The following is a 17,439-nucleotide window of genomic DNA, read 5'->3' as shown; positions in this document are numbered from 1 at the left end:
CCCTACTTACAGGCACTTTCCCGAAAAAAGTGCTTATAAGTAGGGGGGTGTAATTGTTTGTGGCTAGTTGAAATCAAACAACATTTAACAATAACTAACAACAGCTATAGATTGTTCAAGTAGCTATTCTGCGTTAAAGTCCACGCTGTTATTAAGCCTCTAGGTGTACTTTGTCTAAAACATCCATATTAACTCCACTAAGCCCAGAAGAAAGCGGTTATGCCATCTATAAGCGCCTTGCTATTTATGCGGTAAAACACTGGAAATATTTGATTGTAGCCATCGTAGGATTGATCATCGGTGGTTTAACCATTCCATTATTTGCGGTGTATATGCAACCGCTGTTAGATGGAACCTTCATGGATAAAGATCCTGAAATTATCGAATGGGCACCGTTTGCATTGCTCCTGATATTTCTACTGCGTGGTATTTCTGGTTTCATGTCCAGCTACTCGATGGAGTGGATAGGACGTTCGGTGGTTAAAGAAATCCGATCCGAATTATTTTCAAGATTGCTGCGTTTACCCGTTTCTTTTTACGATAAAAACAATTCAGGTCAATTAGTTACACGACTTATCTATCATGTTGAGCAAGTCTCTATTGCTGCAACCAAAGGTTTAACAACACTGGTTCAGGATACTGTCGTGGTGATTGGCTCCATCGGTGTAATGCTCTATTACAGTTGGAAGCTAACCTTAATCATCTTTTTTGTTGGCCCAATCATTGCTGCTTTGATCGCTTATATCTCCAAGCGTTTTAGACGATTGAGTGGTCAAATTCAGGAGCAGGTGAGTGAAGTCACGCAAATCGGTCATGAAGTGATTAATGCGAATCGTGAAATACGCATTTACGATGGGCAGGAATACGAATCAAAACGTTTTGAAACCGTCAATGAGCGTAATCATCGCTCATACATGAAGCGTATCGTCACTGAAAAAACCAGCATGCCTATCGTGCAATTTATTATGGCGATCGCGCTTGCAGTTGTACTTTATACAGCGACTCACGGGGATCTATTGGAGTCATTTACACCGGGACGCTTTATGGCATTCCTGTCAGCAATGATCGCACTGTTTGATCCTGTTAAAAGACTGACGCAAGTAAATGCGATATTACAGGGTGGTATTGCAGCGGGCGAAAGTATTTTCTCGTTGCTTGATGAAACCACAGAGAAAGATTCAGGTACTTTGGATGTAGAGAAAACAGAAGGTAATTTTGAATTCAGCCACGTAAATTTTTCGTATAACGAAGGTTCTGAACAGGTCCTAAAGGACATTACGTTCTCAGTAAACCCTGGTGATAAAATTGCGCTGGTGGGCCAATCTGGTAGCGGCAAAACAACCTTGGTTAATTTACTGCCACGATTCTATGACCTCCCTGAAGAAGAACAAGGCAAGATCACTTTAGACGGTCATGCGCTGAGTGATTTCAAGTTAAGAAATCTTCGTAGCCAATTTGCGTATGTGGGGCAGGACGTCACCATGTTCAACGATACCATTCGCAATAACATTGCCTATGGCCACATGAGAACCGCTAGCGATGAGCAAATCAGAGCGGCAGCAGAAGCAGCGTTTGCATTAGAGTTTATCGAAAAACTGCCACTTGGATTTGACACCGAAGTAGGCGAAAACGGCACCTTGCTATCAGGCGGTCAAAAACAGCGTGTAGCGATTGCCAGAGCGATTTTATCCGATGCGCCGATACTGATTCTCGATGAAGCAACTTCAGCCTTAGACACTAAATCAGAGCGTCATATTCAGGCGGCATTAGAAACGCTGTTAGAAAATCGCACTACCTTTATGATTGCACATCGTTTATCGACCATCGAAAAAGCCGATAAAATTATGATGATGGAATCAGGCAGAATCATCGAAACGGGCACGCATGATGAATTATTGGCGAAAAAGGGTGCTTACGCGAATTTGCATCAGCTGCAGTTTTTGAAATAAACGCATTACGAATTTTACAAACGTATAGCAATGTCACAGCAAAGCCCAGACACAAGACAAAACCAAACCACTAAATTACAACAATGGTTAGAACGTGTTTGGTACAAAAATGGCAAAGGTCGGTTTTTGTTGATGCCATTAAGCGCTTTGTATTGCGCCGCCAATGCCTATCAAAGAAAAAAACAGCTCAAAACGCTTGAGCAGAATCCATCAGATATCAAACTGCCGATTATTGTCGTCGGCAATATCACCGTTGGCGGCACTGGCAAAACCCCCGTCACAGTGCATATCGTCCAGCTATTAAAAGAAGCTGGTTACAAACCCGCGATCATTACCCGCGGTTATGGCGGCAAAGCACAGAGCTGGCCACAAAAGGTAACAGCTGATAGCGATGCAGAACTAGTTGGTGATGAGGCGGTGTTAATGGCAACGCGTACATCAGTTCCTGTTTATGCAGGTGTCAATCGACTGGAATCTATTCAGCGTATACAGGCAGACTCAGATTGTGATGTCATTGTTTCTGATGACGGTATGCAACATTACAAAATGCCGCGCGATATCCAAATCGCTGTGGTTGATGGTGAACGTGGTTTTGGAAACGAATATTGCATTCCGGCAGGTCCTTTAAGGGAGAAGCTCAGTCGCTTAGATAACTGTGATTTACTGGTGTTAAACGGCGAAAATAAAACGCAGAATATAATTTTAAATCAAGCCTATACGATGTCATTATCAGGTAATACACTGGTTAATCTAGCCACTGCAGAACAGCGACCTTTAACTGAGTTTTCGCAGCTAAAAGTAGAAGCCGTGACTGGCATTGGTAATCCACAGCGTTTTTACTCTACAGTCGAAAATGCAGGTTTAGTGGTAAATCAGCATAGCTTTCCGGATCATCATGCATTTACCAAAAATGATCTATTATTTGCTGATGATTCCAAGGTTATAATGACCGAGAAAGATGCGGTAAAATGCAAAAATCTAGTAGGTGATCAAACGCATTATTGGTACCTACCGATTAGTGCGGTATTGCCTCAAGATTTTGATGATAGGTTACTTGGGCTTTTGTCGGCTAAAGGTTTTGTTAATAGCTAAGGGCTTTATTATCGGTCAAGTGTTTACAAAATATATGAAACTCAAAAAAAGCCTCCAAAGTAGGGAGGTGGCTTTTGATTTAAGTTAAATAAATGGAACAATCTAATGGATAAAAAATTACTCGATATACTCGTTTGCCCAGTGACTAAAGGTCCGCTGATTTACGATAAGAAAAATAACGAGTTAATCTCACGATCGGCGCGACTGGCCTATCCGATTAAAGATGGAATTCCCGTGATGCTGGAAGAAGAAGCACGTGCGCTAACCGCTGAAGAAGTCGAAAGGAAATAAGGAAGCAAAAGCCAATGACAGCCAAAGTTTTAGTAATTCCAGCGCGTTATGCGTCTACTCGTCTTCCCGGCAAGCCACTTCGAGATTTAGCTGGTAAGCCGATGATTCAACACGTTTACGAACGTGCGCAAGAGGCTGCTGCCGAAGTTGGATTTGAAGCGATTATCGTCGCAACGGATGACGAGCGCATCAAAGACGCTTGCGAAAGTTTTGGTGCAGAAGTGTGCATGACATCAAAAGATCACGAAACAGGCAGTGATCGTTTGGCGGAAGTGGTTGCGCTGAAACAATGGGCTGATGATACTATCGTGGTAAATCTGCAAGGCGACGAGCCACTCACGCCAATTACCAGTCTCAAGCAGGTTGCGACGAATCTCTCAAACAATACTGAATCAGCCATTGCAACGCTGTCTACGCCGATTCATACAGAAGCCGAATACAATGACCCTAATGTCGTTAAAGTCGTCACAGATAAGCAAGGTTTGGCTTTATATTTTAGTCGTTCGCCCATCCCGATGCAGCGCGATGCTGGCATAGAAATCAGCCAGTTTGCGCAACGTCATATCGGCATTTATGCCTATCGCGCCAGCTATCTCAAAAGCTTTGCCTCTATGGAACCTTGTCAGATAGAAAATCTGGAAAAATTAGAACAGTTACGTGCCATGTGGCATGGTGCTCGTATTCATGTCGAAGTGGCTGAGCAAGTGCCAGGACATGGGGTAGATACCGAAGACGATTTAAAAGCGGTTGAGAAAATTTTATTAGCTCAATAAAGAGCTAGAAACATCAGTTTAGGCAGTCACAATAATGTCTATATTGTGCTCATGCTCTAATCTGCCACGAAAAATTCGTTGTGTTGTAATCGTGGTGTTCCCTGATTTATTTGCTTTAAATACATAGGTTCTATGCCCGCCGTCACCGCCGGGTTGCATGGGAATCGTAGCATTAGAATATTCAAAATTAGACGTTACATAACTAATGATAGATTCGTCATTAGTGATCGCTTTAGATTTAATGCCCACAGAACCATGTTCTTTTAACGTAATCGTTACTCTTTCACCAAGGAATATCTGGTTTGTTTCTTGCAGGTTGAGTTCAAGCATTGCTTTCAAGGCAAATTGCCAGACTTAGTCTTTTTTATCGATGGTGATTTCAATATTTTTACTACTACCAGCAAACCACTTCTGAACATATAAAGAACCCACTATAGGAGGCGTTCCTTCTTCAGGAACCTCTTTGTAACGAATGCTGTTTTTGGTTTCTTTCTCGTATTCAAACTTTACTACTTTTTTAGTCATATTATTATTTGTCCGCTTTTATATTTGATTATGTTGAGTTGATTGTCATATTAAACAATCCAAAGCTACGTTTGTTCTAATGACTTACGGCGTGGTTTTCAATTCGATTTCTGCACCATCGGGTAAGTCTTTTATTTGCTTTCCCAGGTCACCAGAAAAGCGGATTAATTCAATAAAGGGTACTGTTTTGATATTTTTACCCGTGTATTCACCACCCAGTACTCCAGGAATCACCAGATGATATTTACGATCAGGTTTTAATTCCCCAAGTGATTTTTTGGCTTCTTCGACCATTGTGGTCATGAACCAGTCATCCAGAAACTCTTCGTCTTGAATGAGCTCATTATAAGCTGCGATTGAATTTGCCACGATTTCGCAGTACACATCTTCAGGGCATAATCTCCAGAACTGATCTTTCGCGTCCTTGATGATTAAATTACCAAATTCATTTTCGGTGACGAGCTCTATGGGATCAATGCCGACCCAGCCCCATGCCTGTTTAACTTCTTCGAGTATATTTATCGTTTGCATGTTGCTTTCCTAACAGTGATCTAATAATTATTGGGTATCGAATTGTTTAATTCCAACCCAAAGTGTTGTTTAAAATGTGCTGTACTGGCGCAGATAATACTGAAATTTACGAATAACAGAATCAAGAATTTTACTTTATTTTAAATGTAGATTATTACCAGATGTTTGGCTTATCAAAATTTGTCGGCTATTCATTCGCTTCTGGTTATTTTTCTTTGATCGTTTCGTGGTCGTAACAAACCTCATTGTTTAAATCGCCATTTTCAAAGAATTGTTTAAAGTTGTTCAAGGTTATTTGGGCAATATTATGCAGCGCTTCTTTGGTGAAAAACGCCTGATGAGAAGTGATCAATACATTAGGAAAAGTCAGCAATCGGGCTAGGGTGTCGTCTTTAATCAAATCCAGTGATTTGTCTTCAAAGAAGTATTCGTTTTCTTCTTCATAAACATCAAGACCCGCGGCACCAATTTTCCCTGCTTTAAGACCTCTGACTAACGCCTCAGTGTCGATGAGCTTACCGCGACTGGTGTTGATGATCATCACATTGTCTTTCATGATGTCGATCGCATCCGCGTCTATCATGTGTTCCGTTTCTTTAGATAAGGGACAATGCAGCGAGATAATATCGGAGCGTTTATAGATTTCTTCTAAAGAGGCATATTCAATGCCCACTTCTTTTGCGTAAGCTTCATCGGGATACAGATCATACGCTAGCACCTGCATGCCGAAGCCTTTTAATATCGATACCAGACATTTTCCGATTTGACCCAAACCGATAATTCCCGCTGTTTTGCCGTGCATATCAAAACCAAGTAGGCCGTTGATAGAAAAATTACCATCGCGAGTGCGGTGATACGCTTTATAGGTTTTGCGGTTTAGCGACAAAATTAGCGCTGTAGTGTGTTCAGCCACCGCATAGGGAGAATAGGCAGGCACGCGAACCACATGCAGTTTTTCGTATGCCGCTTTAAAATCGACGTTGTTATAGCCTGCACAACGCATTCCCAGTATCTGTATTTTATTATTGGCGATAGTTTCGATGACATCACTATCAATAACGTCATTAACAAAGGCACACACCGCATCATGTTCTGCGCTTAACGGTGCCGTGTGAGCATTCAGATGCGCATCAAAATAGGTAATATCAAATCCGAAGTCTTTATTTGCCTCGTCGAACGATTTCTTGTCGTAGGGTTTGGTATCGAAGAAAGCTATTTTTTTAGTCATGATTGATTCCTTATTGTTAGTTTGTAACTCTATTCGCTATCACCAAAGGCTTAACGCGCCATACTTAACCGTTAGCAAACTCTTCCAGCGTTTTGCCAGACAATCGATAACCAATCCACTCATCTTTTGGCTGTGCGCCAATCGATTGATAGAATTGAATGGCAGGCTCATTCCAGTCGAGTACGCTCCACTCAACGCGTTCGCAGTTTTTAGAAACCGCAATTTTTGCAAGGTGCTTCAGTAATGCCTTACCCGCACCTGAACCTCTGGCTTCAGGAGAGACGTATAAATCTTCCAGATACAAACCGTGTTTACCCAGCCAGGTAGAATAATTAAAAAAGTAGACGGCAAAACCAACAGCTTCGCCATTTAACTGGCAGATAACCGCTTTGGTTTTTGTTTCCGGACCGAATAAAGATTCCTCAATATCATCCTGTGTGGCAATCACTTCATGCTCTGCTTTTTCATAGATAGCGAGTTCGGTGACAAACCTCAGTATCAATGCAGAATCCTCAATGCTTGCGTCACGAATTTCAATAGCCGACATGTACTTCTCCGAATGTTTTTATGATGCATCAGCCTATCAAGAAAAAACCTATCAAGAAAGAAGCTATCAAGAAAGAACTAGCCTCTCTATGTAAACTTTAACAAGGCATCGATTGATAGGGTGAATGTACAATATTTTTGCAGTGTATCTGTAGTGAACAATTCTTACCGAGTAGAAGAGAATTATTCATAAAGCACAGCATCAAGTAATAGTAGCTTTCTAAATTCTAAATAAAGTAGCTCAAAATAAAGCCGCCCTAAAAAAAGTCGACTTAAAAAAGTGCTTATAAGTAGGGGGGTGGCTTAAGCGTATTGAGTGAATTAATCATTAATTTAAAACCGTAATTATCACTGAAACCCGCGCTTCATCAGCCAATGTCTTTTTAATCGCAAATACATGATATTCATCAACTAATGACACTGAGATCACCTATTTAAGTGGGGTAAGATTCGCTTAGAAATTCTTCGGTTTTCGAAGAACAAAAATTCCTATAAAAAAGGGTACTCACATGAAAAGTACTGATCTTCGAATTATTCCAGGATTGATTTCTCTCGCAATAATTCTACTGCTTTGGTTTGTTGTTCCTGCTCCAGAAAATGTCTCTGACAATGCCTGGCATTTACTCGCATTGTTTGTCGGCACTATCGTGGCGATTATTGGCAAGGTTATGCCGATTGGCGCAATTGCCATTTTAGCCATTACTCTGGTTGCGATAACCGGCGTCACCAATGACAATCCATCTGGCGCGATCAAAGATGCATTAAGTGGCTTTTCTAACTCATTGATCTGGTTGATCGGTATTGCGATTATCATCTCTCGTGGTTTGGCTAAAACAGGTCTGGGGAATCGCATCGGCTATTACTTCATCTCCTTATTTGGCCGCAAGACGATTGGCATCGGTTATGCCTTGGCATTGTCCGAATTAATTATCGCACCCGTTACGCCCAGTAATACTGCGCGTGGTGGTGGAATTATTCATCCCATTATGAAATCCATTGCGACCAGTTTCGGGTCTTCGCCAGAAGAGGGAACTTCACGAAAAATTGGTCACTATCTGGCGTTAGTGAATTACCATATAAACCCGATTACATCAGCGATGTTTATCACCGCAACAGCGCCCAATCCGTTAATTGTGAAACTGATTGCAGATGCAACAGGTGCGGATATCAGTATCACCTGGGGAACATGGGCACTGGCTGCATTGTTGCCGGGTTTAGTCTGTATTGCCTTAGTCCCGCTGATTGTTTATGCGGTGTATCCGCCAGAAATCAAAAGCACCCCAGACGCCAGAACCTACGCAAAGTCTAAATTAACCGAAATGGGTGTCATGTCTTACGGTGAGAAAATCATGATCAGCGTGTTTGCCCTTTTACTGATTCTGTGGGCGGGTGTTCCCGCGATGATATTAGGCCCAGATTATAAAGTGAATACCACCGCAGTGGCCTTTCTGGGATTATCTGTGTTATTGATTACCGGTGTTTTAAGCTGGGAAGATGTGCTGAAAGAAAAACAAGCGTGGGATACGGTAATCTGGTTCTCTGCGTTAGTGATGATGGCGACATTCCTCAACAAATTAGGCTTGGTTGCATGGTTTTCTACCGTGGTTGAAAGCAATATCAAAGAACTTGGTTTTGACTGGATAGCCTCTACCATTATCCTGGTTGTGATTTATTTCTATGCTCATTACTTCTTCGCCAGTACCACTGCGCATATTACTGCGATGTTCGCTGCGTTTTATGTGGCTGGTTTAGCGCTAGGCGCGCCACCGTTGTACTTGGGCTTATTGCTTGCAGGCGCATCTTCATTAATGATGTCTTTGACGCATTACGCGACAGGTACTTCACCCATCATATTTGGTTCAGGTTATGTCTCAATGGAAAATTGGTGGGTCATGGGGCTGATTATGAGTGTTGTTAACTTGATTATATGGGGAGTCGTTGGCGGCCTTTGGTGGAAACTTCTTGGCTACTGGTAGATTCTTAAATGATTAGCTTCTACTAAAAAGTGCCCATAAGTAGGGGGGTGTCATTTTTATTTTTAAAGATGATACCTCTTGTTTTGATCAGAATTTTATCCATTCAGAGTTAGAGTTCTCTCTACAATACTTACCCGTTTCAATCTCTCCATTGATCAGTAATACCTGTAACGCAGGGACCAGTTCGTAATACAGACGCATTATTCTATCCAGCATCTCCGCTGACATATTTCCTGTGTTGTCGTTATTCACAGGGTATTTTTCACCGACAATATCAGCGATATCGTATTCAAACGCGGTCGAATCACCGAACGGTCTTTTCGCGTTTATTCCGATAACACCGTAGGAGAAGCTCGCCTTACTCGACTTTAAAAGCGTGGCGTGATTCTCGTTAAAATAAAACCCTATTGTTTTGTTGTCATACAGCTCTAATAGCTTGGGAATCGATGAAATCCTGCTATTGTGATTATCATCATCAAATAAAGGATTGGTGAAAGAATAGTTTCCTGACTTTAAGGTCGCAGCATTAAGGAAAATTTGAAAAGCAATGCCCTTGATGATGGCTCTGTTAGTGGTATCAAGAGACTCATTCGCGCTGATCTTCCCCGGAAAGAGCAGATCCTTTAGTTCAAACGACAGCATCGGCGCGCCACCTTCCGTAGTATCAAAAGTCACGGCGCTATTTCTTAATGTGTTGATGTGGCTGTCATTGAGATCAAAGCAAGCGATGTCTTCGTTGTAATCGGTACTGATCGCGTTATTGTAATAAGTCACATAAGCGACAATGCTGATTATCAGTGCAATTAAAATTCTTAAGATCATAAATAGTCCAATTGTTTAATCAGCAATACTTCAAAGCTAACATCTAGATAAAAAGTGCCTGAAAGTAGGGGGGTGACTTATTCTAAATGTTATAACGAAATCACCTAAGAATCACTCAATGTAAGACAAGCCTTACATCATTTGTGGATTTGTCCGAGTTCATTCCGCTCCTGTTTTCTGTAAATTAGATTCTGCTGATTACTTAAACGGTCAGCCTAATCAAAATTTCATTCAATCATTAATAACAGGAGTAAGTCATGGCTGCGACTAAAAAAGCAATTAGCAATAAAGAGATCAACGAAGAGTTAAAAGAACTTCAGGATAAATACAACGATCTTGTTGAATTGTTAAAAGCGAAGGGTTCAGAGAAAAAGGACGATATTAAAAGCGAAATGGCAAGCAAGCTCGAAGGTCTGCAAAACACGACTGAAGAAGGTTTGAAAGAAGTGTATGAGAAAGGCACAGAGGGCGTTGAAGCCGTGAGTGGCCGCATTAAGCAAAATCCGGTTGCGAGCATTCTGGTTGCATTTGGTGTGGGTTATGTATTGTCGAAAGTGTCTTCAAATAAATAATCTTTACTTAATATTTTATTACAAGCAACTAACGTAACTAGCAGGTTAACTCCATGAAAGCACTAACCGAAACCACCATAAGTCTATTTGAACTGGCTGAAGCGGAAGGACGTTTGCTTCGACAAAAAATCATCAAAACAACCAGTATCGCTTTTATGATACTGGTTGTGGCGATTATGTCACTCATCGCTATATGCCTGTTGCTTGCGTCTGTATATCACGCATCATTGATGGTTTCGGTTCCTGCTGTAGCGTACCTGGTTACCAGTCTGGTTTGTTTATTGTTTATAGGAGGATTAGTATGGCTAGCGTATCGTCTAAATCAACAGGCATAGATAGTACAAAGTTAGATATTTCAAAGTCTGATCTTTCTTCAACGATTGATGTAGCCACTCAAAATGCATCAATTCACTACAAATCTTCTCCAAACACGTCAACAGATGGCGAATCGTCACAAAAAACATTAAGCACCAAAACACCGCTTTCAGTTGCTGAAGCGAAACAACAACTACGCCATAATGCAGCTACTATCGATTATTTAGCACCAGTAAAAGAGAATCCAATACAAAGCGTTGGTATTTCATTTTTTGCAGGCTTGCTTGCAGGCGCTGAAAAAACATCTGCACTGGCAACCTCTAAAGTTACATCTCTGGTCGCTAAGTCTTTAATCCAATTGTAAGCCATTAAAAATAACGGGTTGTAATACGCATGCAAACGAAAGACTTCAAAGCACTATCAGAATCGATAAAAATCCCTCTCTGGGGGCTTTTTATTATCGGTGTTTTGTTTGTCTTGCACGTCGGTCAAAGCCTGTTAATCCCCGTGTTTCTGGCGATTTTAATCTCCTTTATGCTGACACCCGTTGTACTGTTTTTAATGAAACTTCGTATTCCGCGCGCTATGGCGAGTTTTCTGGTGTTGTTGATATCATCCTCGCTAATCGTACTTTCGTTTAATAGTCTGTCTACTCCTGCAGGTGAATGGCTGGAAAAATTACCCAAAGAAATACGCAATATAGATAGACGTTTAAAAGTGTTTAAAAGCTCTGTCGATAACGTCAAAGAAGCCACGAAAAAAATAGATGACTTAACCGAAATGGCAACGGGTGATTCAAGTTCAGGGCAAACGGTACAAACAAAACCAGGTATTGTTGCCAAGATGCTGGATAGCACCCAATCGTTTATTGGGGGCTTCCTGATTTTCATCGTGTTACTGTTTTTTATACTGGCGTTCGGCCATTCCCTGGTCAGGCAACTGGGACGTTACTGGAAGCGGCTGGAGTATGAAACCAATATCATCAAAGCCATCAGCGATACACAACAAACCATCAGTCGTTATTTATTCTTAATTACCGCGATCAATATTGTCCTCGGTTTAATCGTCGCTGCTGTGATGTGGTGGCTAGGTATGCCAAATCCATTGGTGTGGGGCGCGAGTGCTGCTTTACTTAATTATATTCCCTACGTTGGCCCGCTGATTAACATCAGCATCGTCGCGGTTGTGTCTTTATCGACCTTCAATACGCCGTTTAATATTCTCATGCCGCCCTTGGCTTTATTAGGTTTGAACTTGCTGGAAGGTCAATTTATTCAACCGTTTTTTGTTGGCAAAATGCTAACCGTCAATCCGGTGATCGTTTTCCTGTTTATTCTATTTTGGGGGTGGATCTGGGGAGTGTTGGGGATCTTTATGGCGGTGCCAATACTGGTCAGCATCAAAATCATTCTGGATCAGAAGATTGAAAACCAAAACGCCAAGGCAGAAAGCGAGGAGTCTTAGGCTTAATTCTGATTAATGACTTAATTCTGATTAATCAGTTTTAATCTAAAAAGCACACTATAAAAAAGTGCTCATAAGTAGGGGGGTGGCTTTAACAATTTGAATACAATATGAATCAGGTTTAGCCCTATCAAAAATCAAAAATAACCGTGTTTCTCAGCATAATCCGCCATTTCAAGCATTAGTGATTTTTTCTCAAGTAATTCTAAAATCACTGTAGCCATGCTATTTGCTATTGATTCTGTCTTTGTATAAGCGACAAAGACATCACCTTCTGGTTCGATGTAATAATCGCTTAGGCTTAATTCTCGAGTTTCATAAAACGCACGTATTATACCGTGCCAAATATTACCTTGAGAGTGTTGGTGCTTTTGTTCTAGCCACTCGACAATGCCTTCTTGTTCAGAAAGCCAGAGTGTGAAATTTCCATTAATGGGAGATTTTTCAATGACACATGGATCAAAATTATTGCTCATTTCAGTCGCCTGATTTTTGATTACTGGCAATCAGTCCTTTCAGTTGAAACAACAAAATAGCGATAATAATCAACAGTAAAAAGCTACTGACCGTCCCGGCAATTGATGAAATCTGTACATATTCTGCAATCAAACCCATATTGTTTCTGTTTATCATCGGGAAGATTAAACTGCCAACTTTAAGCGCAGATAAAAAAGTAATCAGCAATGTCGACATGACTAACAACACAAAACTACGTGTAGGTAAGTATTTTTTAAATTGAACCGATAGGATGATAAATAATAAAGTAGGGGTTACTGTATATACGATAAAGACGATCGCAAGCGCTATTCCTTTAATGTAATCCATAGAATTCTAGATCCTTTCGTGTTGGCAACGCTCGTTATTTAGTTATCTTTAAAATCTGGCCAATACGTCAGCTCAGACAAAACGGCTTTATCGATGATTTTTGGTCGAGCGCGTCTTAGTGGTTTCTTATAATCATCGGGTGACACGAATAACGCTCTGAAATTTCCACCTAAACAAACCATGGTGTTCTTCATTCCATTTTGACCAAAGGAACAGCCTCTATCAACCCCTGTACCCCAGGGGACATCTCTCATTTCAGCAAAGGTTGTTTTACCCACGATGGCGTTAGCAGGCCCTTTAACCAAACTATTACGCGTGCGCACTAAAAAAACATATTCGCCGGATTTATTCTCTGCCCCAGCGTAGGTAGAACCAGATTCTTTGCCTTCATCCACATCAACACAACTAAGTGAAAATACAGGGTCAGGATTCGACGCTAAGCGCACATGAAAACCTTTCGCATCCTTTCTGTAGGTATCATCAAAAACAGCGGGTTCTACGATAAAACCAGGGAATGCTTTTGATACATTTTCCAGAAGACACTTTGTAGAATAATCAATGCCTCCAGCATGTTTAAAGCCAATGGTGAGCAAGTCTGCTGCTGTTACTGTCGCGGATGTGGGTGTCGCAAACAGACCAGGGCTAAACAACAAGAAGGCTATGAGTACTGCTATATGCTTCGCCATGCTCTTAAATAAGTCCTTCACTAAGTTCTTCACTAGGTTCACTAAGTCGGGTTGGTTTACATAGAGAACATAGAATCCAGATCATGCTTTGAGAAGGCTTTAAACGACAGCATGGTATCGGTCTTTTTAACTCCATCCACGTTCACAAGATTGCCTGTTACAAGCTCCGCAAGATCGTCATTGGTTTTTACGCGAATCATCACCACAAGATCATACTTACCGGTTACAGAATACACTTCAGAAACGCCCGGAATATCTGCCAACTGCTCAGCCACTTCGTTTACTTTTTTTCTTTTTACTTTTAATAGAATGATAGAGGTAACCATATCGATGTCCTTATAATATTTCTAAATTTGAAAACTCATTTATATTGAATGTGTGAGATAGAAGCTAATGCTAAAAGCTGAGCGTTTATGAGTCCAGCATAAAGTGTTTTTGCTGTGACTTTATGTCCTATGGCTTGGTTTGAAAATGCGTTGTAAAAACCTGATTTAAAAACCTGATTTAAAAACCTAGTTGCCTTCCCTGATATGCCACAACACGCCAGCAGGGTCGCCAATCTGCATCATTTGACCGCCTTCCTGTCCATGTGGTTCTGCAAAGACCTTGGCTTTGCCCTCGTAGTTTTCCGCAATATTTATCGCTTTCACGTCTTTCCACCAAGCAGCTAAATCATCCAGATAAAGGCACAGCATGGTGTTATTCGCCCATTCTTCAATATAATAATCCTGAAGCCAGAAGCTATTACCGTTCATCTCTAGCCTTACTGCATTATCAATCTTAGCGACTTCAATAAAACCCAGATCTTTATAAAAACGCAACGATAAATCAAAGTCTTTAGCAGGCAGAAAAGGCGTAATGCAGTTGACCGTGGTATGACTCATTGTGGTGCTCCTTTGGTTTTATTTCAGGGTTAACTGAGTCTACCAAAAAAACGCCTCAAGGTAGGGGGGTGCCAATATAACAATAAAACCCAATTATGGATTTAAAGCTTAGTGTCACCATGCTTTTCTGCAGATGCAGGCAGTCCAAAAACGCGATCGAAAGCCCAGGTGAAAACAATGGCATAGATAAAGAAGAACACGAATAAACCAAGGTTCGCCACAAACGCACTGAGCGCTGAAATATCCAACCAATAAGCCATAACCGGAACCAGCATAATAACCAGACCACCTTCGAAGCCAGTACCATGAATCAAACGTCTCATAAATGATCGCCCTTTAACCGTTTGACGAGACTCCCAGCGCTCAAATAATGCATTGAATACATAGTTCCAGGCAAGTGCAACGCTGGATAAAACAAAGGCGAGACCAAAGGTTGAAGCCGGGGATTTATCGAAAATGAGACTCAGAATCGGGCCAACAAAGGCAATAGCAAAGACTTCATACAAGATAGCTTGCAGAACGCGACGTTTTTTGGGGCTCATGATGGAATTCCGATACTGCGCTTGGCGCAAGGTTTAACTGAAGCTTATGTGCTTACTCTATGAAACGCGTGTTGACGGTTACTAAATACGCACATTCAAAAACATAAGAGTATAGTAACTGGATGCTACTAACAGAAATTAATTATTGGAAATAAAGCGTTTATTTAAATGGGGGAAGTACTGTTTAGTGCAAGGTGTAATGGTTGTTCGTTTCTATCGTTGTTTACCGCATTGATTAGCTAAGAAAGTAACTACAGTATCAGTATTTGATTCACAAAGTTCAATTTCAGCTAGCAGTTTTTTATACTAATCATTTTATATTTTTAGACTCAAAATTTTCTTTCTTGTCTATTGATAATAAGAAAGAAGTCAGATGACTGTTTATCTACAGACATAACAGGACATGTATATAAAGATGATCTGTAGCGCCTTGTTCAGCGGAAAAGGTGAGGGTGAGTAAATATTTTTTCTATGAAATAACTTGAAACCACAGTTACTTGTTATGTTAAGTCATCATTAACTGGCTTTAAATAGCTAGTTTTTTTTATTAACCAAATATTATCAGCACTAACAATAGGGAATCTCTCACAGCACTCTGGAATTGATTCGTTTTCAGAAGCCTTAATATAAATGTGTTCTATTAGCTCGATTGCAGAAAAACAAACAATTGGTACTTTAAGCTTGATAAGCTTTTGAACTATTTCTGTATCTTCAGAGCTTTTCTGATGAACAATATCATTTCTAATTTGTATTAGCTGATGAAGATGCCCCCAGAATGGCTCCAAACTAAAATCCGAAATATTATATATTTCTGGGATAATCTTAGTTAACTTCTCTTTCCAGGAGATAGATCGTTCAATTTGAGATTTGTTAAATATTTCTGTTTTAAGTTTACTAGTTCTTTTGTATTCGTAGTCTTCAGGAATACTCAGATTAAAGAAAGTTTCAATTGCAGTAAAACTAAACATTATTGCAGTTTGAGCGCATTCTAAATACTCATACAAAACCAAAGAGTCTTTTATAAGTTGCTCATGTTCTTTTGTTTCCAGACTTTTTTTCTGTTTCTCTGCAAGAGCTTTCAATTCTTTAGATAATACTCCACAGCGAAGTAATGCAGGTTTTGCAACATTTAACTGTATAGAAACGATACTGGGCGTAAAAAAAGATAACTCTTCATTTTTTGAAACCTTTATCTCATCAACGTCTCTTTGAATAAGCTCCATAGATGGCTCATCATGTGGCGAAACAATTTTAGGCGGCAACATTCTATAATCAATAAGTCCAATATTTTCATCACTATACTTATAGACCATACACTTCTTTTTCATGAATCCATTTCTTCCTTTACATGTGACGATTGTTGGAAAAAATAATCTTCAAATTTTTTCATCAAGAAATATAACGTCTGACTTTGTGGAAAACAGAAGCGCAGCGTATGGTTTTCCAACAACAGTCACTTGTTATGCCTTACATCAAGCAATGAAATAACTGTGATTTTTCTTATATTGTAATGCTTTAATTTATAATTAATGTATCGTTAATATTAGGTATTTCCAACAATTCTTGATTTTTAGCAAGGTAGGTTTTTGTGTTTTGTTGTAATAACGAATGCCTATCATTTATTCTATTGTTGGGAATTATAATTTTAAATAAATACCCTCCAAATATTATTCCAATAATCGGTCTGGGATGATCTTCAAACATAAATGGAGCGACGATTATTTGATTTAAAGCCTCACTAGAATATCTTTCGGTTGAGTCAGTCAAAGTATTAATCTCTATTCCAATAAGTCTAGACTCAGGTTTCTTGTTTTCTATTACAATCTCCTTCATCCATTCAAGACAGGAATCAGGAAGTGTGAAATTTTTAAAAAGATCTATATCAAGCAATGAACATCGCCAAAATATAGATATTATAAAGTTAATAGCATGAATGCTAGATAGCTTTTTACTCCCAAAATGAAATGTGTGTCCGTGTAATGTTTTTTTAAGAGAAGCTTTTCCTCTGTCTACACTGTCATTTTTTAAAAGTGTTATAAATGGATGCTCGTATGTTTTGCTTAAAAACTGTTCACAACTTTCGCAAAGAAGGTAGTCTTTAATGTCATTTCCAGTTTTTTCGGGTGACCCTTTATTTTCCATTCGAAAAGTATAAGCCCAGCCACTGCTATTTAGAGTTTCTTTAATAAATGAGCTGGGTATGGCGTGTGACTTTCTGAGATGTTCTACATTACCACAAAGTTTGCAAATTCCTTGTTGACCCACTTAATTTCACCTGTTTGATAAAGTTGTTTCAAGACCTATAATTTAGCCGGAAAAACAGTTCTTTCGTAGATAAGATCGGTTTCTCTTTACTGCATAACGCCTTACACAGCGGAAAAATGCGAGCGTGAGCGAGTCTTTTTTCCGATGATGTAA

The 17,439-nt window shown here is 40.1% G+C and carries 23 protein-coding genes; 9 read left to right on the top strand and 14 right to left on the bottom strand.

Translation table 11 applies throughout. From position 1 onward, the window contains the following. Positions 1-170: 170 nt before the first annotated feature. The 4 genes from msbA (at position 171) to kdsB (ending at position 4,105) form a co-directional block, all read left to right on the top strand. Positions 171-1,949 (top strand): lipid A export permease/ATP-binding protein MsbA, encoded by a 1,779-nt coding sequence (msbA, locus tag EV695_RS08885; protein ID WP_243651540.1) that lies wholly within the window; start codon positions 171-173, stop codon positions 1,947-1,949. 30 nt (positions 1,950-1,979) lie between these two features. Beyond that, positions 1,980-3,041, top strand: coding sequence for a tetraacyldisaccharide 4'-kinase (gene lpxK, locus EV695_RS08880; protein WP_131905578.1), 1,062 nt, complete (start codon positions 1,980-1,982; stop codon positions 3,039-3,041). Positions 3,042-3,146: 105 nt separating this feature from the next. Next, positions 3,147-3,332: a Trm112 family protein gene (locus EV695_RS08875; RefSeq protein ID WP_131905577.1), complete on the top strand. Its 186-nt coding sequence runs from the start codon at positions 3,147-3,149 to the stop codon at positions 3,330-3,332. Positions 3,333-3,346: 14 nt separating this feature from the next. Beyond that, on the top strand, positions 3,347-4,105 hold the full coding sequence (gene kdsB / locus EV695_RS08870; RefSeq protein ID WP_131905576.1) for a 3-deoxy-manno-octulosonate cytidylyltransferase: 759 nt from the start codon (positions 3,347-3,349) through the stop codon (positions 4,103-4,105). 18 nt (positions 4,106-4,123) lie between these two features. On the opposite strand, the gene EV695_RS08865 is transcribed toward kdsB, so the two are convergent. The 5 genes from EV695_RS08865 to EV695_RS08850 all read right to left on the bottom strand — a co-directional run bounded on the left by EV695_RS08865 (position 4,124) and on the right by EV695_RS08850 (position 6,936). Beyond that, positions 4,124-4,435, bottom strand: a complete 312-nt coding sequence (locus tag EV695_RS08865) for a protease inhibitor I42 family protein (protein WP_341539031.1) — start codon at positions 4,433-4,435, stop codon at positions 4,124-4,126. 24 nt (positions 4,436-4,459) lie between these two features. Continuing rightward, positions 4,460-4,630 carry a hypothetical protein gene (locus tag EV695_RS20155; RefSeq protein ID WP_165874661.1) on the bottom strand — a complete coding sequence of 57 codons (171 nt, stop codon included), beginning with the start codon at positions 4,628-4,630 and terminating at the stop codon, positions 4,460-4,462. An 84-nt stretch (positions 4,631-4,714) separates the two neighbouring features. Continuing rightward, a complete protein-coding gene (locus tag EV695_RS08860) occupies positions 4,715-5,161 on the bottom strand; it encodes a T6SS immunity protein Tdi1 domain-containing protein (RefSeq protein WP_207907023.1) in 447 nt (148 codons plus the stop codon). A 205-nt stretch (positions 5,162-5,366) separates the two neighbouring features. Next, complete coding sequence (locus tag EV695_RS08855) at positions 5,367-6,389, bottom strand: 2-hydroxyacid dehydrogenase (RefSeq protein WP_131905574.1); 1,023 nt, start codon at positions 6,387-6,389, stop codon at positions 5,367-5,369. Between the two features lie 64 nt (positions 6,390-6,453). Further along, entirely contained in the window at positions 6,454-6,936 is a 483-nt protein-coding gene (locus EV695_RS08850; RefSeq protein ID WP_131905573.1) for a GNAT family N-acetyltransferase, read from the bottom strand. Positions 6,937-7,444: 508 nt separating this feature from the next. Here EV695_RS08850 and EV695_RS08845 point away from each other — a divergent pair. Continuing rightward, entirely contained in the window at positions 7,445-8,911 is a 1,467-nt protein-coding gene (locus EV695_RS08845; RefSeq protein ID WP_131905572.1) for a DASS family sodium-coupled anion symporter, read from the top strand. Between the two features lie 87 nt (positions 8,912-8,998). Here the strand turns inward: EV695_RS08845 and EV695_RS08840 are convergent, their stop codons facing one another. Next, the gene (locus EV695_RS08840; protein WP_131905571.1) at positions 8,999-9,733 is read right to left on the bottom strand and encodes a hypothetical protein; all 735 of its coding nucleotides are present in this window, start codon (positions 9,731-9,733) and stop codon (positions 8,999-9,001) included. A gap of 257 nt (positions 9,734-9,990) precedes the next feature. On the opposite strand from EV695_RS08840, the gene EV695_RS08835 reads away from it, so the two are divergent. Genes EV695_RS08835 through EV695_RS08820 form a run of 4 tightly spaced genes read left to right on the top strand, consistent with a single transcriptional unit; the run spans position 9,991 to position 12,084 of the window. Continuing rightward, positions 9,991-10,305: an ElaB/YgaM/YqjD family protein gene (locus EV695_RS08835; protein WP_131905570.1), complete on the top strand. Its 315-nt coding sequence runs from the start codon at positions 9,991-9,993 to the stop codon at positions 10,303-10,305. 53 nt (positions 10,306-10,358) lie between these two features. Continuing rightward, entirely contained in the window at positions 10,359-10,640 is a 282-nt protein-coding gene (locus tag EV695_RS08830; RefSeq protein ID WP_131905569.1) for a hypothetical protein, read from the top strand. Continuing rightward, positions 10,607-10,984: a hypothetical protein gene (locus tag EV695_RS08825; protein ID WP_131905568.1), complete on the top strand. Its 378-nt coding sequence runs from the start codon at positions 10,607-10,609 to the stop codon at positions 10,982-10,984. The genes EV695_RS08830 and EV695_RS08825 overlap by 34 nt, the downstream gene beginning before the upstream one ends. Positions 10,985-11,013: 29 nt before the next feature. Continuing rightward, complete coding sequence (locus EV695_RS08820; RefSeq protein WP_131905567.1) at positions 11,014-12,084, top strand: AI-2E family transporter; 1,071 nt, start codon at positions 11,014-11,016, stop codon at positions 12,082-12,084. Between the two features lie 137 nt (positions 12,085-12,221). Here EV695_RS08820 and EV695_RS08815 read toward each other — a convergent pair whose 3' ends face one another. The 8 genes from EV695_RS08815 to EV695_RS08780 all read right to left on the bottom strand — a co-directional run bounded on the left by EV695_RS08815 (position 12,222) and on the right by EV695_RS08780 (position 17,286). Beyond that, the gene (locus EV695_RS08815) at positions 12,222-12,560 is read right to left on the bottom strand and encodes an Imm51 family immunity protein (protein ID WP_131905566.1); all 339 of its coding nucleotides are present in this window, start codon (positions 12,558-12,560) and stop codon (positions 12,222-12,224) included. Between the two features lies 1 nt (position 12,561). Next, a complete protein-coding gene (locus tag EV695_RS08810; protein ID WP_131905565.1) occupies positions 12,562-12,909 on the bottom strand; it encodes a hypothetical protein in 348 nt (115 codons plus the stop codon). A gap of 38 nt (positions 12,910-12,947) precedes the next feature. Next, complete coding sequence (locus EV695_RS08805) at positions 12,948-13,595, bottom strand: hypothetical protein (RefSeq protein WP_131905564.1); 648 nt, start codon at positions 13,593-13,595, stop codon at positions 12,948-12,950. 56 nt (positions 13,596-13,651) lie between these two features. Further along, positions 13,652-13,921: an Lrp/AsnC family transcriptional regulator gene (locus EV695_RS08800; RefSeq protein ID WP_131905563.1), complete on the bottom strand. Its 270-nt coding sequence runs from the start codon at positions 13,919-13,921 to the stop codon at positions 13,652-13,654. A gap of 186 nt (positions 13,922-14,107) precedes the next feature. After that, positions 14,108-14,479 (bottom strand): VOC family protein, encoded by a 372-nt coding sequence (locus tag EV695_RS08795; RefSeq protein WP_131905562.1) that lies wholly within the window; start codon positions 14,477-14,479, stop codon positions 14,108-14,110. Positions 14,480-14,580: 101 nt separating this feature from the next. Beyond that, positions 14,581-15,021: a PACE efflux transporter gene (locus EV695_RS08790; RefSeq protein WP_131905561.1), complete on the bottom strand. Its 441-nt coding sequence runs from the start codon at positions 15,019-15,021 to the stop codon at positions 14,581-14,583. A gap of 500 nt (positions 15,022-15,521) precedes the next feature. Next, positions 15,522-16,349, bottom strand: a complete 828-nt coding sequence (locus EV695_RS08785) for a hypothetical protein (RefSeq protein WP_131905560.1) — start codon at positions 16,347-16,349, stop codon at positions 15,522-15,524. A gap of 187 nt (positions 16,350-16,536) precedes the next feature. Next, complete coding sequence (locus tag EV695_RS08780; protein WP_131905559.1) at positions 16,537-17,286, bottom strand: hypothetical protein; 750 nt, start codon at positions 17,284-17,286, stop codon at positions 16,537-16,539. Positions 17,287-17,439 lie beyond the last annotated feature (153 nt).

It is taken from the genome of Cocleimonas flava (genome assembly GCF_004339015.1).
In the GTDB taxonomy this organism is placed as follows: Bacteria; Pseudomonadota; Gammaproteobacteria; order Thiotrichales; family Thiotrichaceae; genus Cocleimonas; species Cocleimonas flava.
Note: the sequence above shows the minus strand (reverse complement) of the source record. Positions and strands in the feature narration are given on the sequence as shown.